Source organism: Enterococcus sp. OL5, from assembly GCF_006491895.1.
In the GTDB taxonomy this organism is placed as follows: Bacteria; Bacillota; Bacilli; order Lactobacillales; family Enterococcaceae; genus Enterococcus_D; species Enterococcus_D innesii.
Map to the genome: position 1 here is coordinate 34,036 of NZ_VHIL01000004.1, position 18,625 is coordinate 52,660.

Annotated in this window: 19 protein-coding genes and 1 riboswitch; of the genes, 18 read left to right on the plus strand and 1 reads right to left on the minus strand. The window is 43.4% G+C overall.

What is annotated here, in order from left to right:
- The first annotated feature begins 26 nt into the window (after positions 1-26).
- The 7 genes from FJU10_RS06005 to FJU10_RS06035 all read left to right on the plus strand — a co-directional run bounded on the left by FJU10_RS06005 (position 27) and on the right by FJU10_RS06035 (position 5,583).
- A complete protein-coding gene (locus tag FJU10_RS06005; RefSeq protein ID WP_081118791.1) occupies positions 27-890 on the plus strand; it encodes a S1 RNA-binding domain-containing protein in 864 nt (287 codons plus the stop codon).
- A 109-nt stretch (positions 891-999) separates the two neighbouring features.
- Positions 1,000-1,452 carry a Fur family transcriptional regulator gene (locus FJU10_RS06010; protein WP_005237105.1) on the plus strand — a complete coding sequence of 151 codons (453 nt, stop codon included), beginning with the start codon at positions 1,000-1,002 and terminating at the stop codon, positions 1,450-1,452.
- 233 nt (positions 1,453-1,685) lie between these two features.
- Positions 1,686-2,576 (plus strand): site-specific tyrosine recombinase XerD, encoded by an 891-nt coding sequence (gene xerD / locus FJU10_RS06015; RefSeq protein ID WP_081118790.1) that lies wholly within the window; start codon positions 1,686-1,688, stop codon positions 2,574-2,576.
- Between the two features lie 14 nt (positions 2,577-2,590).
- The gene (locus FJU10_RS06020) at positions 2,591-3,340 is read left to right on the plus strand and encodes a segregation/condensation protein A (RefSeq protein ID WP_005237103.1); all 750 of its coding nucleotides are present in this window, start codon (positions 2,591-2,593) and stop codon (positions 3,338-3,340) included.
- Positions 3,333-3,917, plus strand: coding sequence for an SMC-Scp complex subunit ScpB (gene scpB, locus FJU10_RS06025; RefSeq protein ID WP_005229316.1), 585 nt, complete (start codon positions 3,333-3,335; stop codon positions 3,915-3,917). Before FJU10_RS06020 ends, scpB begins: the two co-directional genes overlap by 8 nt.
- A 2-nt stretch (positions 3,918-3,919) precedes the next feature.
- Complete coding sequence (locus FJU10_RS06030; RefSeq protein WP_077452651.1) at positions 3,920-4,636, plus strand: pseudouridine synthase; 717 nt, start codon at positions 3,920-3,922, stop codon at positions 4,634-4,636.
- A gap of 79 nt (positions 4,637-4,715) precedes the next feature.
- A riboswitch (FMN riboswitch) is annotated at positions 4,716-4,840 on the plus strand.
- Positions 4,841-4,989: 149 nt separating this feature from the next.
- The gene (locus FJU10_RS06035) at positions 4,990-5,583 is read left to right on the plus strand and encodes an ECF transporter S component (RefSeq protein ID WP_016613081.1); all 594 of its coding nucleotides are present in this window, start codon (positions 4,990-4,992) and stop codon (positions 5,581-5,583) included.
- Between the two features lie 57 nt (positions 5,584-5,640).
- On the opposite strand, the gene FJU10_RS06040 is transcribed toward FJU10_RS06035, so the two are convergent.
- Positions 5,641-5,856, minus strand: coding sequence for a ferredoxin (locus FJU10_RS06040; protein ID WP_077452650.1), 216 nt, complete (start codon positions 5,854-5,856; stop codon positions 5,641-5,643).
- A 26-nt stretch (positions 5,857-5,882) separates the two neighbouring features.
- On the opposite strand from FJU10_RS06040, the gene FJU10_RS06045 reads away from it, so the two are divergent.
- The 11 genes from FJU10_RS06045 (at position 5,883) to ilvC (ending at position 18,622) form a co-directional block, all read left to right on the plus strand.
- The gene (locus tag FJU10_RS06045; protein ID WP_140965399.1) at positions 5,883-6,878 is read left to right on the plus strand and encodes a helix-turn-helix domain-containing protein; all 996 of its coding nucleotides are present in this window, start codon (positions 5,883-5,885) and stop codon (positions 6,876-6,878) included.
- Complete coding sequence (locus FJU10_RS06050; RefSeq protein WP_081118788.1) at positions 6,872-8,254, plus strand: RecQ family ATP-dependent DNA helicase; 1,383 nt, start codon at positions 6,872-6,874, stop codon at positions 8,252-8,254. The genes FJU10_RS06045 and FJU10_RS06050 overlap by 7 nt, the downstream gene beginning before the upstream one ends.
- A 72-nt stretch (positions 8,255-8,326) precedes the next feature.
- Positions 8,327-8,953, plus strand: a complete 627-nt coding sequence (locus tag FJU10_RS06055) for an SAG1386/EF1546 family surface-associated protein (protein ID WP_077452647.1) — start codon at positions 8,327-8,329, stop codon at positions 8,951-8,953.
- Positions 8,954-9,058: 105 nt separating this feature from the next.
- Positions 9,059-9,730: a (d)CMP kinase gene (gene cmk / locus FJU10_RS06060; RefSeq protein ID WP_081118787.1), complete on the plus strand. Its 672-nt coding sequence runs from the start codon at positions 9,059-9,061 to the stop codon at positions 9,728-9,730.
- Between the two features lie 212 nt (positions 9,731-9,942).
- The gene (rpsA, locus tag FJU10_RS06065) at positions 9,943-11,157 is read left to right on the plus strand and encodes a 30S ribosomal protein S1 (RefSeq protein WP_005229333.1); all 1,215 of its coding nucleotides are present in this window, start codon (positions 9,943-9,945) and stop codon (positions 11,155-11,157) included.
- A 163-nt stretch (positions 11,158-11,320) separates the two neighbouring features.
- Positions 11,321-12,631 (plus strand): ribosome biogenesis GTPase Der, encoded by a 1,311-nt coding sequence (gene der / locus FJU10_RS06070; RefSeq protein WP_005237082.1) that lies wholly within the window; start codon positions 11,321-11,323, stop codon positions 12,629-12,631.
- A gap of 234 nt (positions 12,632-12,865) precedes the next feature.
- Positions 12,866-13,141, plus strand: coding sequence for an HU family DNA-binding protein (locus tag FJU10_RS06075; protein ID WP_003126821.1), 276 nt, complete (start codon positions 12,866-12,868; stop codon positions 13,139-13,141).
- A gap of 568 nt (positions 13,142-13,709) precedes the next feature.
- Positions 13,710-15,398: a dihydroxy-acid dehydratase gene (ilvD, locus tag FJU10_RS06080; protein WP_096742425.1), complete on the plus strand. Its 1,689-nt coding sequence runs from the start codon at positions 13,710-13,712 to the stop codon at positions 15,396-15,398.
- 2 nt (positions 15,399-15,400) lie between these two features.
- The gene (ilvB, locus tag FJU10_RS06085; protein ID WP_081118785.1) at positions 15,401-17,101 is read left to right on the plus strand and encodes a biosynthetic-type acetolactate synthase large subunit; all 1,701 of its coding nucleotides are present in this window, start codon (positions 15,401-15,403) and stop codon (positions 17,099-17,101) included.
- A 4-nt stretch (positions 17,102-17,105) separates the two neighbouring features.
- Entirely contained in the window at positions 17,106-17,582 is a 477-nt protein-coding gene (gene ilvN, locus FJU10_RS06090) for an acetolactate synthase small subunit (protein ID WP_077452643.1), read from the plus strand.
- Between the two features lie 50 nt (positions 17,583-17,632).
- Positions 17,633-18,622 (plus strand): ketol-acid reductoisomerase, encoded by a 990-nt coding sequence (ilvC, locus tag FJU10_RS06095; protein WP_140965400.1) that lies wholly within the window; start codon positions 17,633-17,635, stop codon positions 18,620-18,622.
- The last annotated feature ends 3 nt before the right edge of the window (positions 18,623-18,625 follow it).

Below are 18,625 nucleotides of genomic sequence, written 5' to 3' on the forward strand. Positions count from 1 at the left end.
AGTTTTTATGAAGAAGGAGAGAATAGATGAAAGACTTATTAGCATCCGTATTTAGCGGATTGATCATTGATGAAAATGAACAAAATTATTTTGTTCAAAAAGGCGGGGTTACCTTCCGACTAGCCAAGGAAGAAGGCGAGCATCATTTAGGTGAAGCAGTCGAAGGGTTTGGCTATCAAAATCAAAAGCAAGAAAATGTGCTCACTACGAACATTCCGAAAAGCCGCAAAGGGCATTATGCCTTTGGTACAGTCACAGGAAGCCGTCGCGACTTAGGCGTTTTCGTCGATATCGGTTTAAAAGACAAAGATATGGTGGTTTCATTAGATGAATTGCCAACGATGCGGGAACTTTGGCCTAAAAAAGGCGACCGCTTGATGGTCAGCTTGCGGGTCGATGACAAAGAGCGCATTTGGGCTTCATTAGCAGATGAGAAAATTTTTAAGGCATTGAGCAAAAATGGTACGGAGCAAATGAAGAATCAAGATGTTACAGGTACCGTGTACCGTTTGAAGTTAGCGGGTACTTACTTGCTGACGGATGATTTTTATATTGGCTTCGTCCATCCATCAGAACGGTATCAAGAGCCGCGCCTTGGGGAAGTGGTCAAAGGGCGAGTGATTGGGATTCGTCCAGATGGTGTCTTGAACCTTTCATTGAAACCAAGAGCCCACGAAGCGATCTCAAATGATGCCGCCATGGTTCTAACCTTTTTAGAACGAGCACATGAGAACAAAATTCCTTTCACCGACAAATCAGCACCGGAAGAGATTTTACAAACATTTGGTATTAGTAAAGGCCAATTTAAACGGGCATTAGGAACCTTGATGAAACAGCGTTTGATTGAGCAAAAAGACGGCTTTACGATTCTTATCAAAAAACCTAATTGAGAATACTTGTTTCTTTTATCGTTCTAATTTATAATGATTACAATGTTTGTCTTGAGTGATTCTCACTCAGATTAGAATCGTTATAAATTAACGGCATACGGAGGCAACTATGAACACAACAGCAGCGTTAAAAAAGACCAAGAAACAATTGCACGAGTCGGGGTTTAAATTAACTCCTCAGCGAGAAGCGACGTTATTGGTCTTATTAGAAAATGAGAAAGACCATTTATCCGCCGAAGAGATTTTCTTTTTTGTGCGAAAAAAAAATTCTGAGATTGGCTTGGCAACCGTCTATCGAACGTTGGAGATCTTAACGGATTTGAAAATCGTCGATAAAGTCAGCTTTAATGACGGTGTCGCTCGCTATGATCTACGCAAAGAAGGTGCCAAACACTTTCATCATCACTTGTTGTGTTTGGAATGCGGCAATATTGAAGAGGTTGAAGAGGATTTGCTGGGCAGTGTCGAAGAGATCGTTGAACAAAAGTACCATTTTTTAGTAAAGGATCATCGGTTGACATTTCATGGTGTCTGCCAAAAATGCCAAAGCAAAGCCGAGTAATTGTACTTTGGCAATTTTAAATAAACGTTTGTTATCACCCGAATGATAGTCAGATGGTTTCCAATAGGAAGAGCGCTATTTTTTCCAATTTGAAAGAAACCGAAAAATCTGCTATGATTCGGGTGTTTCCTTGGGCAAACGATATGGGTAGGTGCCTCTTTTTTATTGGCAAGCTACTATCTTAACGAGCCAGAATTTGATATGATAAAAAAGCTGAAAGTAGAGGGAGCCCCATGAACGAACAAATCATTGATTATCTTCATTATTTGACCATTGAGCGCGGGCTATCCCAAAATACCCGTGCCAGCTACCAACGAGATCTGCAACAGTATCTTGCGTTTTTACAAAAAAAACAAGTCACTCAGTGGCAGCAGATCGACCGAGTAATCGTTTTGTCTTTTTTGCAAAGTCTGCAAGAAGCGGGAAAATCCTCGGCGACCGTGATTCGGATGGTCTCTAGTTTGCGAAGATTCCATCAATTTTTGCGTCAAGAACGGTTTACCGATCATGATCCAATGCAGCATATTGATTCACCGAAAAAACAGCAGAAGCTGCCTGATACCTTGAGTTTACAAGAAGTGGAGCGGTTGATCGAAACACCGGATACGCGAGCGGTGTTGGGCGTCCGTGACCGAGCGATTTTGGAAGTGATGTATGCAACGGGCTTACGTGTCAGCGAGTTGATCGGTTTGAAATTAAACGATTTGCATTTAAGTATGGGGTTGCTGCAAACAACCGGGAAAGGCGACAAAGAACGGATCGTTCCATTAGGGGATCTAGCGATTCAATGGATCGAAACCTATCTCAGCGATGCGCGTCCATATTTGACGAGAAAAACGCCAGATGAAAGCCATCTGTTTGTGAACAACCACGGCACGCAACTGTCTCGTCAAGGGATCTGGAAAAATTTAAAGGCCTTGGTTCGACAAGCTGGGATCACCAAGAATGTGACTCCCCATACGTTGCGCCATAGTTTTGCGACCCATCTATTAGAAAACGGGGCAGATCTGCGAACGGTTCAAGAGTTACTAGGACACGCAGATATCTCGACTACTCAGATTTACACGCATATAACGAAGAAACGGATGACGGAAGTGTACAAGCAGCACTTTCCGCGCGCCTAGAAATCGAGGATGGAATGGAAGAAATCAAAATAAAATTGGCTGTCTTTGAAGGACCGCTGGATTTGCTGCTTCATTTGATCAAAAAACTGGAGATCGATGTTTATGATATTCCAGTTGCTACCATCACCGAACAATACATGCAGTACATCCATGCCATGAAAATTTTAGAATTAGAAGTCGCTGGAGAATATTTAGTTATGGCGGCGACTTTGATGGCGATCAAAAGCCAGATGCTATTGCCTAAACAAGAATTGATTGCTGAAGTCGAAGAGTACGAAGAAGATCCGCGGGATATGCTGGTGGCACAACTGCTAGAATACCGGAAATTTAAGTACGCAGCCGAACAGCTTTCAGAAAAAGCGGAAGAGCGCAGTTTGTATTACACGAAAGATCCAATGGATGTCGATGAATACAAAGAGGAAGAAGATCAATTAAGAGCCAATCAATTCAACACGATCGATCTCTTTTTGGCTTTTCAAAAAATGGTCGAGAAAAAGAAAAATCGCCAAGTACTAGAAACCAAGATTTCTCCTGATGAAAGCACCATCGATGAAAAGATGGCGGCGATTCAGTTGGAGATGCAGCATGTCAGTGCCAAAAAAGGCCGCAGCTTCGATTCGTTTTTTACCTCTTACAATAAAACAGAAGTTGTGGTAACCTTTATGGCACTATTAGAATTAATGAAAAAAGGAACGATTCGAGTAGAGCAAACAGACAATTATGCGTCGATTCTGCTCTATCCAACAGGTAAAGAAGATGAGTAAATATAGTGAATTAGAAGCGATCTTATTCGTCGTCGGTGATGAGGGGATCGGACTTGAAGAACTAAGTTATTTAGTCAAAAGTAATACTGCCAGTGTCTATCAGCATTTGCAGGAATTAAATCAGCAATATGAAGAAAATGAACATACTGCGTTGCACATTCTAGAAGTCGGCAATCATTTTATCTTAACCACTAAGAAACAATTTGCCCCTTTATTGAAGAAATATGCCGAATCACCGATGGGCAGTTCATTGTCGCAAGCGGCTTTGGAAACTTTGTCGATCATTGCTTACAAGCAACCGATCACTCGGATGGAAGTAGAAGAGATTCGCGGCGTCCAATCCAGCGGCTCGGTTCAAAAACTGGTGGCAAAACGGCTGATTGAAGAAAAGGGCCGCGTGGACGGACCAGGACGAGCGATCTTATACGGTACGACGGAATACTTTATGGATTATTTTGGCTTAAAAAGTTTGGCTGAATTGCCTGACATCCAATCAATGGAAGATGAACTTGAAGAAGATGCACCGTTTGATCTTTTTTACGACCGCTACAAACAAGCAGAAACAGAAGGAGAATGAAGATGGAACGTTTGCAAAAAGTGATTGCCCATGCCGGCATCACCTCAAGAAGAAAAGCTGAAGGATTGATAACCGAAGGCCGAGTGCGAGTTAATGGACAAGTAATCAAAGAATTAGGGGTCCAAGTCAGTTCAAAAGACGTCGTTGAAGTCGATGGCATACCGATCGAACAAGAACAACACGTCTATTATTTGTTCTACAAACCTCGTGGCGTGATTTCAGCTGTTACGGATGATAAAAAGCGCAAAGTCGTTTTGGATTATTTTGCTGAAGTGCCTGAACGAGTGTATCCAGTCGGACGCTTGGACTATGATACCTCCGGTTTACTGCTCCTGACAAATGATGGGGAATTATCACAGACACTGATGCATCCAAAACACGAAGTCGACAAAGTGTATGTTGCCAAGGTCAAAGGCATTGCGGATAAAAAGCAGCTGCTCCCATTGACAAAAGGGATTCGGATCGAAGGCCGTAAGACGGCACCTGCTCGCTTTGAAATCTTATCGACAGACCAAACAGCGCAATCTAGTATTGTGCAATTGACGATCCACGAAGGTCGCAACCATCAAGTCAAAAACATGCTAAAAGCAGTTGGTTTGCCTGTGCAAAAACTAAAACGGGAAAACTATGGTCCGTTAGATCTGAAAGGACTTCGTCCAGGGGAATACCGAGAATTGTCGAAGAAAGAAGTCAGCCAGCTGAAAAATAGTGCAAAATAGTTGAAAAGTATCTGAAAACGTAACTATTGTTAATTTTTAGATTTTGTGTATAATAGAACATGTAATAAATAGAATAAAGGTTCGTCTTCAGGGGCAGGGTGCAATTCCCGACCGGTGGTTATAGTCCACGACCTATTTCTTCGGAAATAGCTGAATCGGTGAAATTCCGATACCGACAGTACAGTCTGGATAAAGAAGATAGAGCGTATTTGATTTGCTTATGGCTATTTCGAATGCCCTCTTTTTCCTCGTGGAAAAAAGAGGGCATTTTTTGTCTGGCGCCGACAAGAAAGCCGAGGAAATTTAATAGGTTCGTTTGAAGAGGAATCCTGAACTTAGGAGGATTTATACTGATGAACAACAAAACAAGAAAAATGGTGACAATCGCCATGTGTGCTGCTATGGGAACAATTTTGCAATTTATCGCTTTTCCAATTTTTCCGGCATTCAGCTTTCTAAAGATCGATTTTAGTGATATTCCCGTGATGATCATGATGTTTTTATTTGGTCCTTGGAGTGGGGTAGTGACTGCCTTCATTCGTTCGGTCCTACATTTGTTCTTATCTGGTTTTTCACCTGCTGATATGGTGGGGGATACGGCAAGCTTTTTAGCATCATGTGCCTTTACTTTACCAATGTACTACTTTTTCCGCAAAGGTATCCACACCAAAAACAAAATGGTTGGTGTCATCAGCGGTATCTTGTCGGTAACGATTTTTATGAGTGTGGCGAACCTATTTGTGATCACACCGCTTTACCTACGCTTTTTCGGGGTCACAGCCGATCAATTTTTAGGAATGTCTTTGCCGCAATATGTGGCGATCGGGATCTTACCTTTTAATTTGGTTAAAGGCGCAATCGTCAGTGCCGTCTTTTTAGCACTACATGCCAAACTGCTGCCATGGTTGGCTCGTAAGCAGCCCCATCATTCTGCTATAGGAAAATAAAAAATGAGCCGACTTGCTGTTGCAGACGAAAGGTCTGTCAATGGCAGGTCGGCTTTTTTATTTTTCCATGATAATCGCACGGGTAGGGCATTTGCGATAAGCAGTTTTGACTTTTTCTTGTTGTTCTTCTATGATAAACTGTTGCCGAGCACTCGGTTCTTGGGCAAATAAAACGATCCCATCTTCATCATAATCGAAGATCTCGGGGGCATAGATCGCACATAGGCCACAAGCAATGCAGCGCTCAGGAACAATTTTACAGCGTTGTGACATTTTTTAGTCCTTTCTGGAGGGAAGATATGGATTCTTTTATTTTAGCGCTGTTTTCTGATACTGACAAGCTACGCCCATCGACACTTTATCAAATTCTCATTGGAAAGCGTACTAGCTCTGTTTTGAGTTATGCCTTTTTTTATGATCGCTTAGGTCTTTTTCAAGCGATGCCACAGTTGAATGAGTGGGAGTATCAACAGACGATCGCTGACTTGATCCAACAAGGGATGTTAAGTCGGGATTCAGATGGTCTGCTGCTCAAAAGGACCGTTGCAAATTATGAGCAGTCCAGAGAAATGTTGTTGCATCAGATGGATTATTTTCGGTATGGACGAACGACGGAGGAGGCTTGGCGTTTTGTCCGACTGTTGGTTCAAGCAGCTGCATATCAAGGGGTGACTAATCAGTATATTCCTGTTGAGAACACGCCCTTATATACAGAACCTGTGCGTCGACTGATCCATCAATACCCTGAAATCAAAAAGATCACTCATCGAGAACTTTCGGCAGTTTTTGACCAGCTTCCCGCAGAAGTTGCAGATTTTTTAGCGGGCACCTTATCTGGTCCTGATCTTCTTGGGCAGGCGTTTTTCCAACTTTTGCCAGAATCTGTACAAGGTAAGCCTTGGGACAATCTTTATGTAGGAGCTGCGATCCATCAATTTTTAGCCCTGGTCGAAAAAGAGCCGCAGATGGTACTGTTTCAAGGATTATCGCCTTTTCTAAATAGGAATCTGAATCAAAGTATGCTGGAAAGTCGTGCATTATTCTTGCAAGGAGCTTCTGTTGAGCAGATCATGGAAAAAAGAAGGATCAAACGAGGAACCGTTAATGATCATTTGATTGAATGGGCACTGCTTGATCCGACATTTCCTTATCAGCGCTTTGATACAGCGTTGCTGAATAAGCTGTCAGTAACTTCTTGGAAAAACAGCTATCAAGAATTACAGGAACTTCTGGCGACAGATTTTTTGACGATCCGTTTGTTACAGATTGCTCAGAAACGGGGGATTCGATGTTAGAAAACGCACTGAATCAGTACTTTGGCTTCAAAACATTTCGTCAAGGACAAAAAGAAGTCATCGAAAGTGTTTTAGCGCAGCAAGATACGTTAGCGATTCTGCCTACCGGGAATGGCAAAAGTCTCTGTTATCAGCTACCAGGGTACCTCATAGATGGCATCGTGATCATTATCTCACCGCTTGTTTCTTTAATGGAAGATCAAGTCTATGGCTTACAAAAGCAAGGGGAAAAACGCGCGATTGCATTTAATAGTCAACTGGACCTTGCCGATCGTCACTACGTGATGCAGCACTTGCAGAAGTACAAATTTTTGTTTTTAAGTCCAGAAATGATCGTGCAAGAAGCCATTTTGCAACAACTCGAACAAGCTAAGATCGCTATGCTCGTGGTGGATGAAGCTCATTGTGTTTCCCAATGGGGCATTGATTTTCGACCAGAGTACTTGCAGCTTGGTGAAGTAAAAAAACGCTTGAAGACACCCGTCACATTAGCTTTGACGGCTACTGCTACGGCACAAGTGGAAGCAGATATTCGACAGGTGTTGTTAGCAAAGAACGCCAATGTCTATCGTTATTCGATGAACCGCAGCAATATCGGCTTGTTCGTAGAGCAAACAACAGACAAAGATGCGGCATTAGCAGACTATCTCAGCCGCTTAGGCGGGGCTGGGATCATTTACTGTTCCACAAGAAGCAAAGTCGAAGAAGTCTATAATAAACTGCGTCAGCGCTATTCGGTAGGTTATTATCATGGTGGTTTAGCGAGTGATCAAAGAAAAACGTTGCAGCAGCAGTTTTCTCAGAATAAATTAAAATTGCTCGTCGCAACCAATGCGTTTGGGATGGGGATCAATAAAGAAGATATTCGTTTTGTGATCCATTATGACTTGCCTGATTCGCTGGAAAACTACAGTCAGGAAATCGGTCGAGCAGGCCGCGATGGCAAACAAAGCAGTGCGATCTTGCTTTATCAGGAACACGATGAGCAGATCCACTACTTCTTTCAGCGAGAAAACAAAGAAGAACGCCGTGCTTTAGAACGAATGGTTCAGGAAAAGAGGAAAGAACCCTTGACACCGCTGCAAGAAAAATGGCAGCAGAAGATGAAGGAGTTGGGGGCTGCGTTTTGGCTGGAAACGCTAAAACAAAACGAACAGCAAAAGCAAGAACAATTACAAAAAATGTTGGCTTATATTCATTTTGCCGGTTGCCGCCGTCAGTTTTTATTGGCGCATTTTGGAGAAGAAGTGCAACAGAATCCTTATTGTTGCGACAATGACGGGATCGAATTGGCAGTAGAAGAAGAGCTTTTAGAAAAAAAAGTCATCCTTCATTGGCAAGAACGTTTAATAAAAATTTTTAAAGATATAAATTGAATCGTATTTTGCAGGACAGTTTTTATTTACCTATGGTATAATACATCGGAAGGAAACTAGGAGGGAATACGAGTGAGCAAGAAAGACAATGACTACAATTCAGAAAATCAAGAACCGTGGGAACAACCAATCTATGATACAGAATACGATGATTCTGCATCAAGATCCCAACAAAGAAAACAAAAGCGTGGGAATTCACTCTTTTTGACGATCGTTTTAGTTTTGCTTTTCTTGATCGTGGCAATTCCGGTTGGTGCCGGTATTTGGGTATTGAATCATAACAGTGATGCCCCGACCGCAGCAAGTTCAAGCAGTACAGTAGAAAGTACGACAGAATCTTCGACAACCGAGTCATCAACAACGGAATCATCCACTACTGAATCGACAAGGGAAACGAGTTCGTCAACAAGTGAATCAAGTTCTTCATCAAGCAGTAGCAGTTCTGCACCAGCTTCAACGACGCCATCAAGTAGTAGTGAGCCGGCTCAACAAGAAAACAATGCAGGACAAGACACTACGCAAAATAATCAAGGGCAAGGAGCGACTGGTACCGAGGAATATACGACGGTGCAAGCAGGTGAAGGTCCTGAACAAGTGGCAGCTCGTACAGGCATCTCAGTTGAAACCCTATATCAATTAAATGGGATTGATCCAAACAACTACATGCTATACCCTGGCGACACATTACGAATTAAATAAAAAACCGCTTTGGCGGTTTTTTTTCTTGGTAGGAAGAAGCCAAGGTGAACGATAAGCAGAAACGATGAAGGAATACACATCGTTGGGAAACGAGGAGTAAGAAAAATGAAAAAAATCAACATCGCTATTGATGGTCCTGCGTCATCGGGAAAAAGCACAGTGGCAAAAATCATTGCCAATGATTTAGGGTTTATTTATACAGATACCGGTGCCATGTATCGCAGCATCACGTATTTGGCTTTAAAAAGCGGCTGTTCACTAGAGGATGAAACGGCGATCGCTGCTTTGATCGATCAATACCCCATCACTTTTGAACCAACTGAACACGGTCAAGAGGTCTTTGCAGGAGGAGAGCAAGTCACAGAAGCGATCCGTCAGCCAGAAGTAACCAACGCAGTTTCGAAGGTGTCGGCATACCCTGCGATCCGCGAAAAACTCGTCCAACAACAGCAGATGATCGCTAAAGATGGCGGTGTCGTGATGGATGGCCGCGATATTGGTACGGCGGTTTTACCACAAGCAGAAGTCAAGATTTTTCTGGTAGCAAGTGTGGAAGAACGGGCGCAGCGCCGTTTCAAAGAAAATCAGAAAAAAGGGATCGGTACCGATTATGAGACCTTGAAAGAAGAGATCCAGCAAAGAGATTATTTGGATTCCCATCGGGAAGTCTCGCCTCTGAAACAAGCAACAGATGCCGTTCGAATCGACACCTCCGGTTTAACGATCGAGCAAGTCGTAGAAGCAATCAAAAAAACGATCCAAGAAAAGATCAACTAACGAAAACAGTGGGTGTTCCCCATTGTTTTTTTATTTTTCCTACGAAAAAGATGAAAGCAAGCAAGAAAACAGACGTGAAAAGACTTTTTCAACGAAAAAACCGTAGTTTTTTAGGAAAATAAGAGAAATCGCTTTATTTTTTTTTCATTCTATTTTAAACTAAAAGATGTAGTGCAATTATTGCAGAATTGTTGGTTAGGAGGACATGAGAGATGACAGAATTTGAAAATAATCAGGTTGAGAGTGGAAATGAATCAATGGAAGCCGCTTTAGACAATTTCCAAGAAGTAAAAGTTGGAGATATCGTTAAAGGCGAGGTATTAGCCATTGAGGATAAACAAGCGATCGTAGGGATCGAAGGCGCCGGCGTTGAAGGCGTTGTTCCTGCAAAAGAATTATCGACTTTACCTGTTGAAGACATCAACGAAGCAGTCAAAGTAGGGGATGTCTTAGAATTAGTTGTGATTTCAGCAATTGGTAAAGACAAAGAAAACGGCAGCTATCTCCTTTCTAAACGTCGCTTAGATGCGAAAAAAGTTTGGGAAGATATCGAAAAAGATTTCCAAGAAGGAAAAATCATCGAAGCACCAGTCACCAACGTCGTTAAAGGCGGGTTAGTGGTTGATGTAGGTGTTCGTGGTTTTGTTCCGGCATCAATGGTCGAAGATCATTTTGTTGCGGATTTTGAAGATTACAAAGGGAAAACATTGACCTTTAAAATCGTTGAGATCGAGCCTTCTGAAAACCGCTTGATCCTTTCTCATAAAGCTGTTGTTGAAGCAGAAAAAGCAAAACAAAAAGAAGCGTTATTAGCTGATTTATATGAAGGACAAGAAGTAGAAGGAAAAGTAGCTCGTTTGACTGATTTTGGTGCCTTCGTAGACCTAGGCGGCATCGATGGACTTGTCCATGTCTCTGAAATTTCACATGGGCATGTGGGCAAACCGAGTGACGTTTTGTCTGTTGGCGATACCGTCAACGTCCGTATCTTATCTGTTGATGCAGACAAAGAACGTGTGTCTCTTTCAATCAAAGACACATTGCCTGGACCTTGGACCAATATCGAAGAACAAGCGGCTGTTGGCAGTGTCTTAACTGGGACTGTTAAACGTTTGACAAGCTTCGGTGCGTTTGTGGAAGTCTTCCCAGGTGTTGAAGGGCTGATCCATATTTCACAAATCTCCCATAAACACATTGCGACACCACATGAAGTCTTACAAGAAGGCGATGAAGTGCAAGTGAAAGTGCTCGAAGTGAACCCTTCAGAACACCGAATCGCATTAAGCATCAAAGCATTAGAAAAAGCCGAAAACACCAATGAAACACAAGAAGTTTCAGAGGATGATTATCAATTGCCAGAAGAATCAACCGGGTTTACCATGGGTGATATCTTAGGCGATGCCTTAAAAGACAGCGACGAAGAGTAATTGTATGCCATCAGCTTATAACGATTCGATGTTTGAATTTGTTATAAGCTGATTTTTTGTTTGCCGGGAAAGCTTGCAACTTTCCATGGCTTTAGGTAAACTAAGTAAGATTGAATACAAGAAGCAGCGTACAAGGACTGCTTTTTTAAATGGAGGGTAAAAAATGTCAAATCCAACAATAGCGATCGTTGGACGTCCGAATGTGGGGAAATCGACCATTTTCAACCGGATAGCTGGAGAACGAATTTCGATCGTTGAGGATACTCCAGGAGTGACCAGAGATCGTATTTATGCCACTGGCGAATGGCTAGGCCGTGAGTTTAGCGTAATCGATACAGGTGGGATCGATTTAAGTGATGAGCCGTTTATGGATCAAATCAAGCATCAAGCAGAAATCGCCATCGATGAAGCAGATGTCATTGTTTTTATTACGAGTGCTCGTGAAGGAGTAACAGATGCGGACGAGCTTGTGGCTCGTTTGTTATACAAAAGCAACAAACCCGTGATTTTAGCGGTCAACAAAGTTGATAATCCCGAGATGCGTAACGATATCTATGAATTCTATGGTTTAGGTCTGGGCGATCCATACCCGATCTCAGGAAGTCATGGATTAGGGATCGGTGATGTTCTTGATGAAGCAGTCAAACACTTCACCAATGAAGCGGAAGAAGAAGACGATTCCATCATCAAGTTTAGTTTGATCGGTCGACCAAACGTCGGGAAATCCTCTTTGATCAATGCGATTCTTGGAGAAGAGCGAGTGATCGTTTCAGATATCGAAGGAACGACTCGTGATGCGATCGATACCCATTTTACTAGCGAAAGCGGTCAAGAATTTACCATGATCGATACCGCCGGCATGCGTAAAAAAGGGAAGGTCTACGAATCTACTGAAAAATACAGTGTCATGCGAGCAATGCGGGCCATTGAACGCTCAGACGTCGTCTTGATGGTCTTGAACGCCGAAGAAGGAATTCGCGAGCAAGACAAACGGATCGCTGGCTATGCCCATGAAGCAGGCCGTGGAATCATTATCGTTGTCAATAAATGGGATACATTGAAAAAAGAAACGAATACGATGCGTGATTTTGAAGAAGAGATCAGAGATGAATTCCAATATTTGGATTACGCGCCAATCATTTTTGTTTCCGCAGTGACGAAGCAGCGCTTGAATAAGCTGCCGCAATTGATTGAAGAAGTCAGCATGAATCAAAACATGCGTATTCCATCTGCGTTGTTGAATGACGTCATTATGGACGCTGTGGCGATCAACCCAACACCAACAGACAAAGGCAAACGTTTGAAGATTTTTTATGCGACGCAAGTAGCTGTCAAACCGCCAACTTTTGTTATTTTTGTCAACGAAGAAGAACTGATGCATTTCTCTTATGCACGTTTTTTAGAAAATCAAATCCGCAAGGCATTCACTTTTGAAGGAACGCCGATTCGGATCATTCCTCGCAGAAGAAAATAGAGATTTTATCATACTTTGTTTCTTTTTACAAAGAAATCTGTCCTTTTCTAGAAAAATGGGAAAAAACCAAAAAAAAACCCCCTAAAAACGTTAAAATCCTTGATATTACAAGGTTCTTATGATAACGTTATATCAGAATATTGATGGTAATCAATATTTGACAAAAACCTTGGACCACTCAAGATTTTTGTTGATGCATGACATCAAAAAAAATATCAGGAGGTGAAACCATCCATGGCAAATAAAGCAGAATTAATCGAAAAAGTTGCAGCAGCTACTGACTTAACTAAGAAAGACGCAACTGCAGCAGTAGACGCTGTATTCTCAACAATTCAAGACGCTTTAGCTAACGGTGAAAAAGTTCAATTGATCGGCTTTGGTAACTTTGAAGTTCGTTCTCGTGCAGAACGCAAAGGACGCAACCCACAAACTGGTGAAGAAATCAAGATCCCTGCTAGCAAAGTACCTGCATTCAAACCAGGTAAAGCTCTTAAAGACGCAGTGAAATAATTGAGTCTTGTAGAAACCCTTGAGTAATCAAGGGTTTTTTCTTTTGCTTAAATATTGGTTGTTGCCATGCGGTTGTCATCTGGAAAGTAAGCAATCACATTTTATTGTCAGAAAATTCAAAATAATAGTGTGTTTTTCTTTTGATCTAAAAAAAACACTTAGCGCCAATGCTTACTCACTTTTGGATATAATCAACCTTGATACAAAAGAGATCTTAACGAAAAGGGGAGACCGATTAAATGACATCCAATGTTAGAATAGTCTGGATAGAATTGTCATTATTGAAAAAAAATTCAGAAAATTCGTTGACAAGTATTTTTCCAAAGGGTATATTGGTAAACAATTACAAGAACGTTACTATTTCTAATGAAGGAGCCATTTTCTATGCGTAATTTTAATCAATATTTATTAGTCATTATTATTGATACCAGGACTTAGAACACGGAAGCAAAAATTATCCGTTTGTTTGAGTCCTATTTGCGTAAGTAAAATGGGATTCTGGCAAAGCATCCCAGTTTTTTATAACCGGGATGCTTTTTTTTATTCCAAAATGCAGGAGATGATGAGTGTGAGAAGTGATCAAATTAAAAAAGGGATCGATGCAGCGCCAGCTAGGAGTCTGCTCTATGCCACAGGACAAGTTAAAAATATCCATGATATGAACAAACCATTTATCGCGATATGTAATTCCTATATCGATATCGTACCCGGACATGTGCATTTACGGGAGTTAGCAGATATCGCTAAAGAAGCGATTCGTGAAGCTGGCGGCATCCCTTTTGAGTTCAATACAATCGGCGTGGATGATGGCATTGCGATGGGACATATTGGCATGCGTTATTCGCTACCTAGCCGAGAATTGATCGCTGATTCTGCAGAAACCGTCATCAATGCCCACTGGTTTGACGGCGTATTTTATATCCCAAATTGTGACAAGATCACTCCTGGCATGATTTTAGCAGCGATGCGGACCAACGTACCAGGAATCTTTTGTTCCGGCGGTCCGATGAAAGCCGGCATTGATCCTCGGGGACATCAAATAACCTTATCTTCCATGTTTGAAGCCGTTGGGACGTACAAGACGGGGAATATGACAAAAGAAGATTTTGAGTTTATGGAACAAAATGCCTGTCCGACTTGCGGCTCCTGCGCAGGGATGTTTACTGCCAACTCGATGAATTGCCTCTTAGAAATCTTAGGATTGGCAATGCCAGGCAATGGCACGATCCTCGCTGTGTCTCAAGAGCGACGAGAACTAGTTAGACAAGCCGCCTTTAAGTTGATGGATCTTGTTGAAAAACAAGTCAAGCCTCGCGACATCGTGACCAAAGAAGCTATTGATGATGCCTTCGCTTTAGACATGGCGATGGGGGGTTCCACCAACACAGTGCTGCATACCTTAGCGATCGCCAATGAAGCAGAGATCGACTATGACTTAAGACGGGTCAATGAAATCGCTAAAAGAGTGCCTTATCTCTCAAAAATCGCGCCATCATCAGCCTATTCGATGCACGATGTCCATGAAGCTGGCGGCGTTTCGGCAATCATAAGGGAGCTTTGTGATATCGAGGGAGCGATTCATCCCGATCGACCGACTGTTACCGGTAAGACGTTACGAGAAAATGTCGCTGAAGCGAAGATCCACAACGAAGAAGTCATTCATCCCAAAGAAAACCCGTATAGTCCTGTGGGCGGTCTATCGATCTTGTACGGCAATATCGCCCCAGAAGGCAGTGTCATCAAGGTCGGTGGGGTCGATCCAAGTGTCCAAGTATTCAAAGGGAAAGCGATCTGTTTTGATTCTCATGATGAAGCAGTTGCTGCCATCGACAACCATACCGTACAAAAAGGACATGTTGTAGTGATCCGCTATGAGGGTCCAAAAGGAGGACCAGGTATGCCAGAAATGCTGGCGCCTACCTCAAGTATCGTTGGTCGTGGGTTAGGCAAAGATGTCGCCTTGATCACCGATGGCCGCTTTTCAGGAGCGACCCGAGGAATCGCGGTTGGCCATATTTCGCCAGAAGCTGCAGCCGGGGGCCCACTAGGGCTAGTCAACGACGGTGATGAAATCATAATTGATTTGCCAAATCGGACGCTAAATCTGCAAGTTTCAGAAGAAGAACTTGCCACGCGTGCGCAAGAACGACCAAAGTTTCGTTCGAAAGTGAAGAAAGGCTGGCTTGCACGTTATACCGCTTTAGTGACCTCTGCGAATACGGGCGGGATTATGCGAGTACCTGATGAGGAGGAGTAGCAATGGAAAATATCGAGTATCAAGCATCGCATCTAAGGACTGGCGCGCAAGTGTTAGTGGACAGCCTGCAAGAGCAAGGCGTCGAGATGATCTTTGGCTATCCGGGTGGCGCCGTCTTACCGTTATATGACCAATTATATGATGCAGCGATTCCAAATATTTTGACGCGTCACGAGCAAGGGGCGATCCACGCCGCTGAAGGCTATGCCAAAGCTACTGGTAATGTGGGGGTCGTTTTAGTGACTAGCGGACCAGGTGCTACGAATGTTGTTACGGGCATTGCCGATGCCATGAGTGATTCCGTACCGTTGGTGGTTATCACGGGGCAAGTGGCGGTACCAGGAATTGGCAAAGATGCTTTTCAAGAAGCGGATATTCTAGGTATCACGTTGCCGATCACGAAATACAACTACCAAGTCCGCTGTGTCGATGAGTTGCCGAAAGTGATCGCTGAAGCCTTTCACATCGCTTCAACTGGTCGTAAGGGCCCAGTTGTCATCGACCTTCCGAAAGATATTACCCTACAAGAAACCGCCGAAACCTGCTCGTTGCCGATCACAAGGAAAAGCTATCAACCGACTGCAGAGCCATCTCGTCTGCAAATCGAAAAATTGATGCAAGTTCTAGAAAAAGCACAGCGACCAGTAGTACTGGCGGGTGCAGGCGTGATCGCTGCCGAAGCTGCGGCTGAACTAAATGCATTTATTGCCAAGTACAAGTTGCCGACAGTCACAACGTTGCTCGGCTTAGGCTTGCTGCCAAGTGATCATCAATTTTTCTTGGGCATGGGCGGTATGCATGGCACCTATGCGGCGAACATGGCTTTATCGGAAGCCGATTTGATTATCAATATCGGCTCTCGCTTCGATGATCGTTTAGCAACGGCCGGCAGTCAGTTCGGCAAGCAGGCGATCGTTGCTCATATCGATATCGACCCAGTAGAGATCGGCAAGATCGTAGAAACTAAGATCCCAATCGTTGGCGATGCCAAGGCTGCTTTGCAACAAATGCTGCGCTATAAGCCAACAAGAGGAACATGGTCTGACTGGTTGGATCTATGCCAAAAACGGAAAAAGGAAAAACCTTATCGCTATGATCGCACCCAGACACAAGAAATCAAACCGCAAAAGGTCATCGAAGAAGTAGGACGTTTGACCAAAGGAGAGGCTTACGTCATTACCGATGTTGGGCAACATCAAATGTGGGTCGCGCAGTATTATCCGTTTCGCTTTCCTAAACAATTGATTACCAGTGGCGGACTGGGCACGATGGGCTATGGGATCCCTGCGGGAATTGGTGCCCAATTTGCTCATCCAGAAAAAATGGTCGTGGTGTTTGTTGGCGATGGTGGATTTCAAATGACGAACCAAGAATTTGCGATTTTGAATGAGTATGGCTTGAATGTCAAATTTGTTTTGTTGAACAATCGTTCGTTAGGAATGGTCCGTCAATGGCAAGAAACCTTTCATGGCAAACGACGCTCTGCCTCTGTTTTTGCACAACAACCTGATTTTGTTAAACTGGCACAAGCTTACGGCATCGAAGGCTGTCGGATCGATGCCCCAGAGCAACTGGCAGATCAATTGGCAGCAGCTTTTTCTCAATCAGGACCGCAGCTGATCGAAGTAATGGTCTCGCCCTCAGAGCACGTGCTGCCGATGATTCCACCGGGGAAAGCCAATCATGAAATGATGGGGGTCTAAGGAGATGAAACGGGTATTAGCAGCAATCGTTCATAATGAAGCAGGTGTTTTGAGCCGCATTACGAGTGTCTTAAACCGCCGACAGGTCAATATCGAGAGTATCTCTGTCGGCACAACGGAACGGCCAGAATTTTCACGAATGACGATCATTGTCAACGTGAACGATTTGGCAGAAACAGAACAAGTGACTAAGCATCTGAACAAACAGATCGATGTCTTGAAGGTTTCTGATATCACAGAAATTCCTCATATCGAACGGGAGCTGGTGCTGATCAAAGTCAATGCACCAACTACCAGCCGCTCGGAGATCCAAGCAGTGATCGATCCGTTTCGAGCGCACATTGTCGATGTCGCACTGAAAACGATCGTTGTGCAAGTTGCCGGCGATACAAAAAAGGTAGAAGCATGCATCGAAGTTTTGCGTCCCTACGGGATCAAACAGTTGGCACGAACAGGGGTCACGGGTTTTACAAGAGGGTAAGTGCAATTTTGAATTGCTTAAAATAAAGAAAGAATTCGGAGGAAACAAGTATGGTAAAAGTATATTACAACGAGGAAGTTACAGATAATCTAGGAGACAAGAAGATTGCGATCATCGGCTATGGCTCTCAAGGGCACGCCCATGCGCAAAATTTACGGGACACAGGCCATGAAGTCTTTATCGGCATTCGTGAAGGAAAGTCAGCAGAAGCCGCAAGAAACGACGGGTTCGAGGTCTTTCCAGTAGCCAAAGCCACACAAAAAGCGGACGTAGTCATGATCTTGGCACCCGATGAGATCCAAGGATCGTTGTATAAAAATGAGATCGAACCGAATCTTTCTGCCGGCAATGCATTAGTATTTGCGCATGGTTTCAATATTCATTTTGATGTGATCGAGCCGCCAAAAGAGGTGGATGTGTTTCTAGTTGCGCCTAAAGGACCGGGCCACTTGGTGCGTCGAACCTTTACCGAAGGGTTTGCGGTGCCAGCCTTGTTTGCAGTCTATCAAGATGCAACTGGCAACGCACAAGCGACAGCTTTATCTTATGCAAAAGGCATTGGTGCCACACGGGTCGGTGTTTTGGAAACCACCTTTAAAGAAGAGACCGAAACCGATCTTTTTGGGGAACAAGCCGTACTTTGTGGCGGTTTGACCAGTATGATCGAAGCTGGCTTTGAAACATTGGTAGAAGCCGGGTACCAACCGGAATTGGCGTATTTTGAAGTTTGTCATGAATTGAAACTGATCGTTGACTTGATTTATGAAGGAGGCTTCAAAAAAATGCGTCATTCGATCTCAAATACGGCAGAGTATGGCGATTACGTTTCCGGTGCACGGGTGATCACCGCGCAAGCTAAAGAGAACATGAAAGCCGTATTGACAGATATCCAAAATGGTCAATTCGCGAAAGGATTCATTGAGGATAATCAAAATGGCTTCCCTGAATTCCATAAAATGCGTGAAGAAAACGGCAACCATCAAATTGAAAAAGTCGGTAGCGAATTACGGAAAATGATGCCGTTTGTTGCGAAAGATTAGGGG

Bases quoted from the DNA above. Each gene is read 5' to 3' on its own strand.
- FJU10_RS06030 (WP_077452651.1), top strand. From the start codon at position 3,920: ATGGAACGTTTGCAAAAAGTGATTGCCCATGCCGGCATCACCTCAAGA.
- rpsA (WP_005229333.1), top strand. From the start codon at position 9,943: ATGACAGAATTTGAAAATAATCAGGTTGAGAGTGGAAATGAATCAATG.
- FJU10_RS06075 (WP_003126821.1), top strand. From the start codon at position 12,866: ATGGCAAATAAAGCAGAATTAATCGAAAAAGTTGCAGCAGCTACTGAC.
- ilvB (WP_081118785.1), top strand. From the start codon at position 15,401: ATGGAAAATATCGAGTATCAAGCATCGCATCTAAGGACTGGCGCGCAA.
- FJU10_RS06020 (WP_005237103.1), top strand. From the start codon at position 2,591: ATGGAAGAAATCAAAATAAAATTGGCTGTCTTTGAAGGACCGCTGGAT.
- cmk (WP_081118787.1), top strand. From the start codon at position 9,059: ATGAAAAAAATCAACATCGCTATTGATGGTCCTGCGTCATCGGGAAAA.
- FJU10_RS06040 (WP_077452650.1), bottom strand. From the start codon at position 5,856: ATGTCACAACGCTGTAAAATTGTTCCTGAGCGCTGCATTGCTTGTGGC.
- ilvN (WP_077452643.1), top strand. From the start codon at position 17,106: ATGAAACGGGTATTAGCAGCAATCGTTCATAATGAAGCAGGTGTTTTG.
- FJU10_RS06010 (WP_005237105.1), top strand. From the start codon at position 1,000: ATGAACACAACAGCAGCGTTAAAAAAGACCAAGAAACAATTGCACGAG.
- der (WP_005237082.1), top strand. From the start codon at position 11,321: ATGTCAAATCCAACAATAGCGATCGTTGGACGTCCGAATGTGGGGAAA.
- FJU10_RS06050 (WP_081118788.1), top strand. From the start codon at position 6,872: ATGTTAGAAAACGCACTGAATCAGTACTTTGGCTTCAAAACATTTCGT.
- FJU10_RS06005 (WP_081118791.1), top strand. From the start codon at position 27: ATGAAAGACTTATTAGCATCCGTATTTAGCGGATTGATCATTGATGAA.
- xerD (WP_081118790.1), top strand. From the start codon at position 1,686: ATGAACGAACAAATCATTGATTATCTTCATTATTTGACCATTGAGCGC.
- FJU10_RS06035 (WP_016613081.1), top strand. From the start codon at position 4,990: ATGAACAACAAAACAAGAAAAATGGTGACAATCGCCATGTGTGCTGCT.
- scpB (WP_005229316.1), top strand. From the start codon at position 3,333: ATGAGTAAATATAGTGAATTAGAAGCGATCTTATTCGTCGTCGGTGAT.
- FJU10_RS06045 (WP_140965399.1), top strand. From the start codon at position 5,883: ATGGATTCTTTTATTTTAGCGCTGTTTTCTGATACTGACAAGCTACGC.
- ilvC (WP_140965400.1), top strand. From the start codon at position 17,633: ATGGTAAAAGTATATTACAACGAGGAAGTTACAGATAATCTAGGAGAC.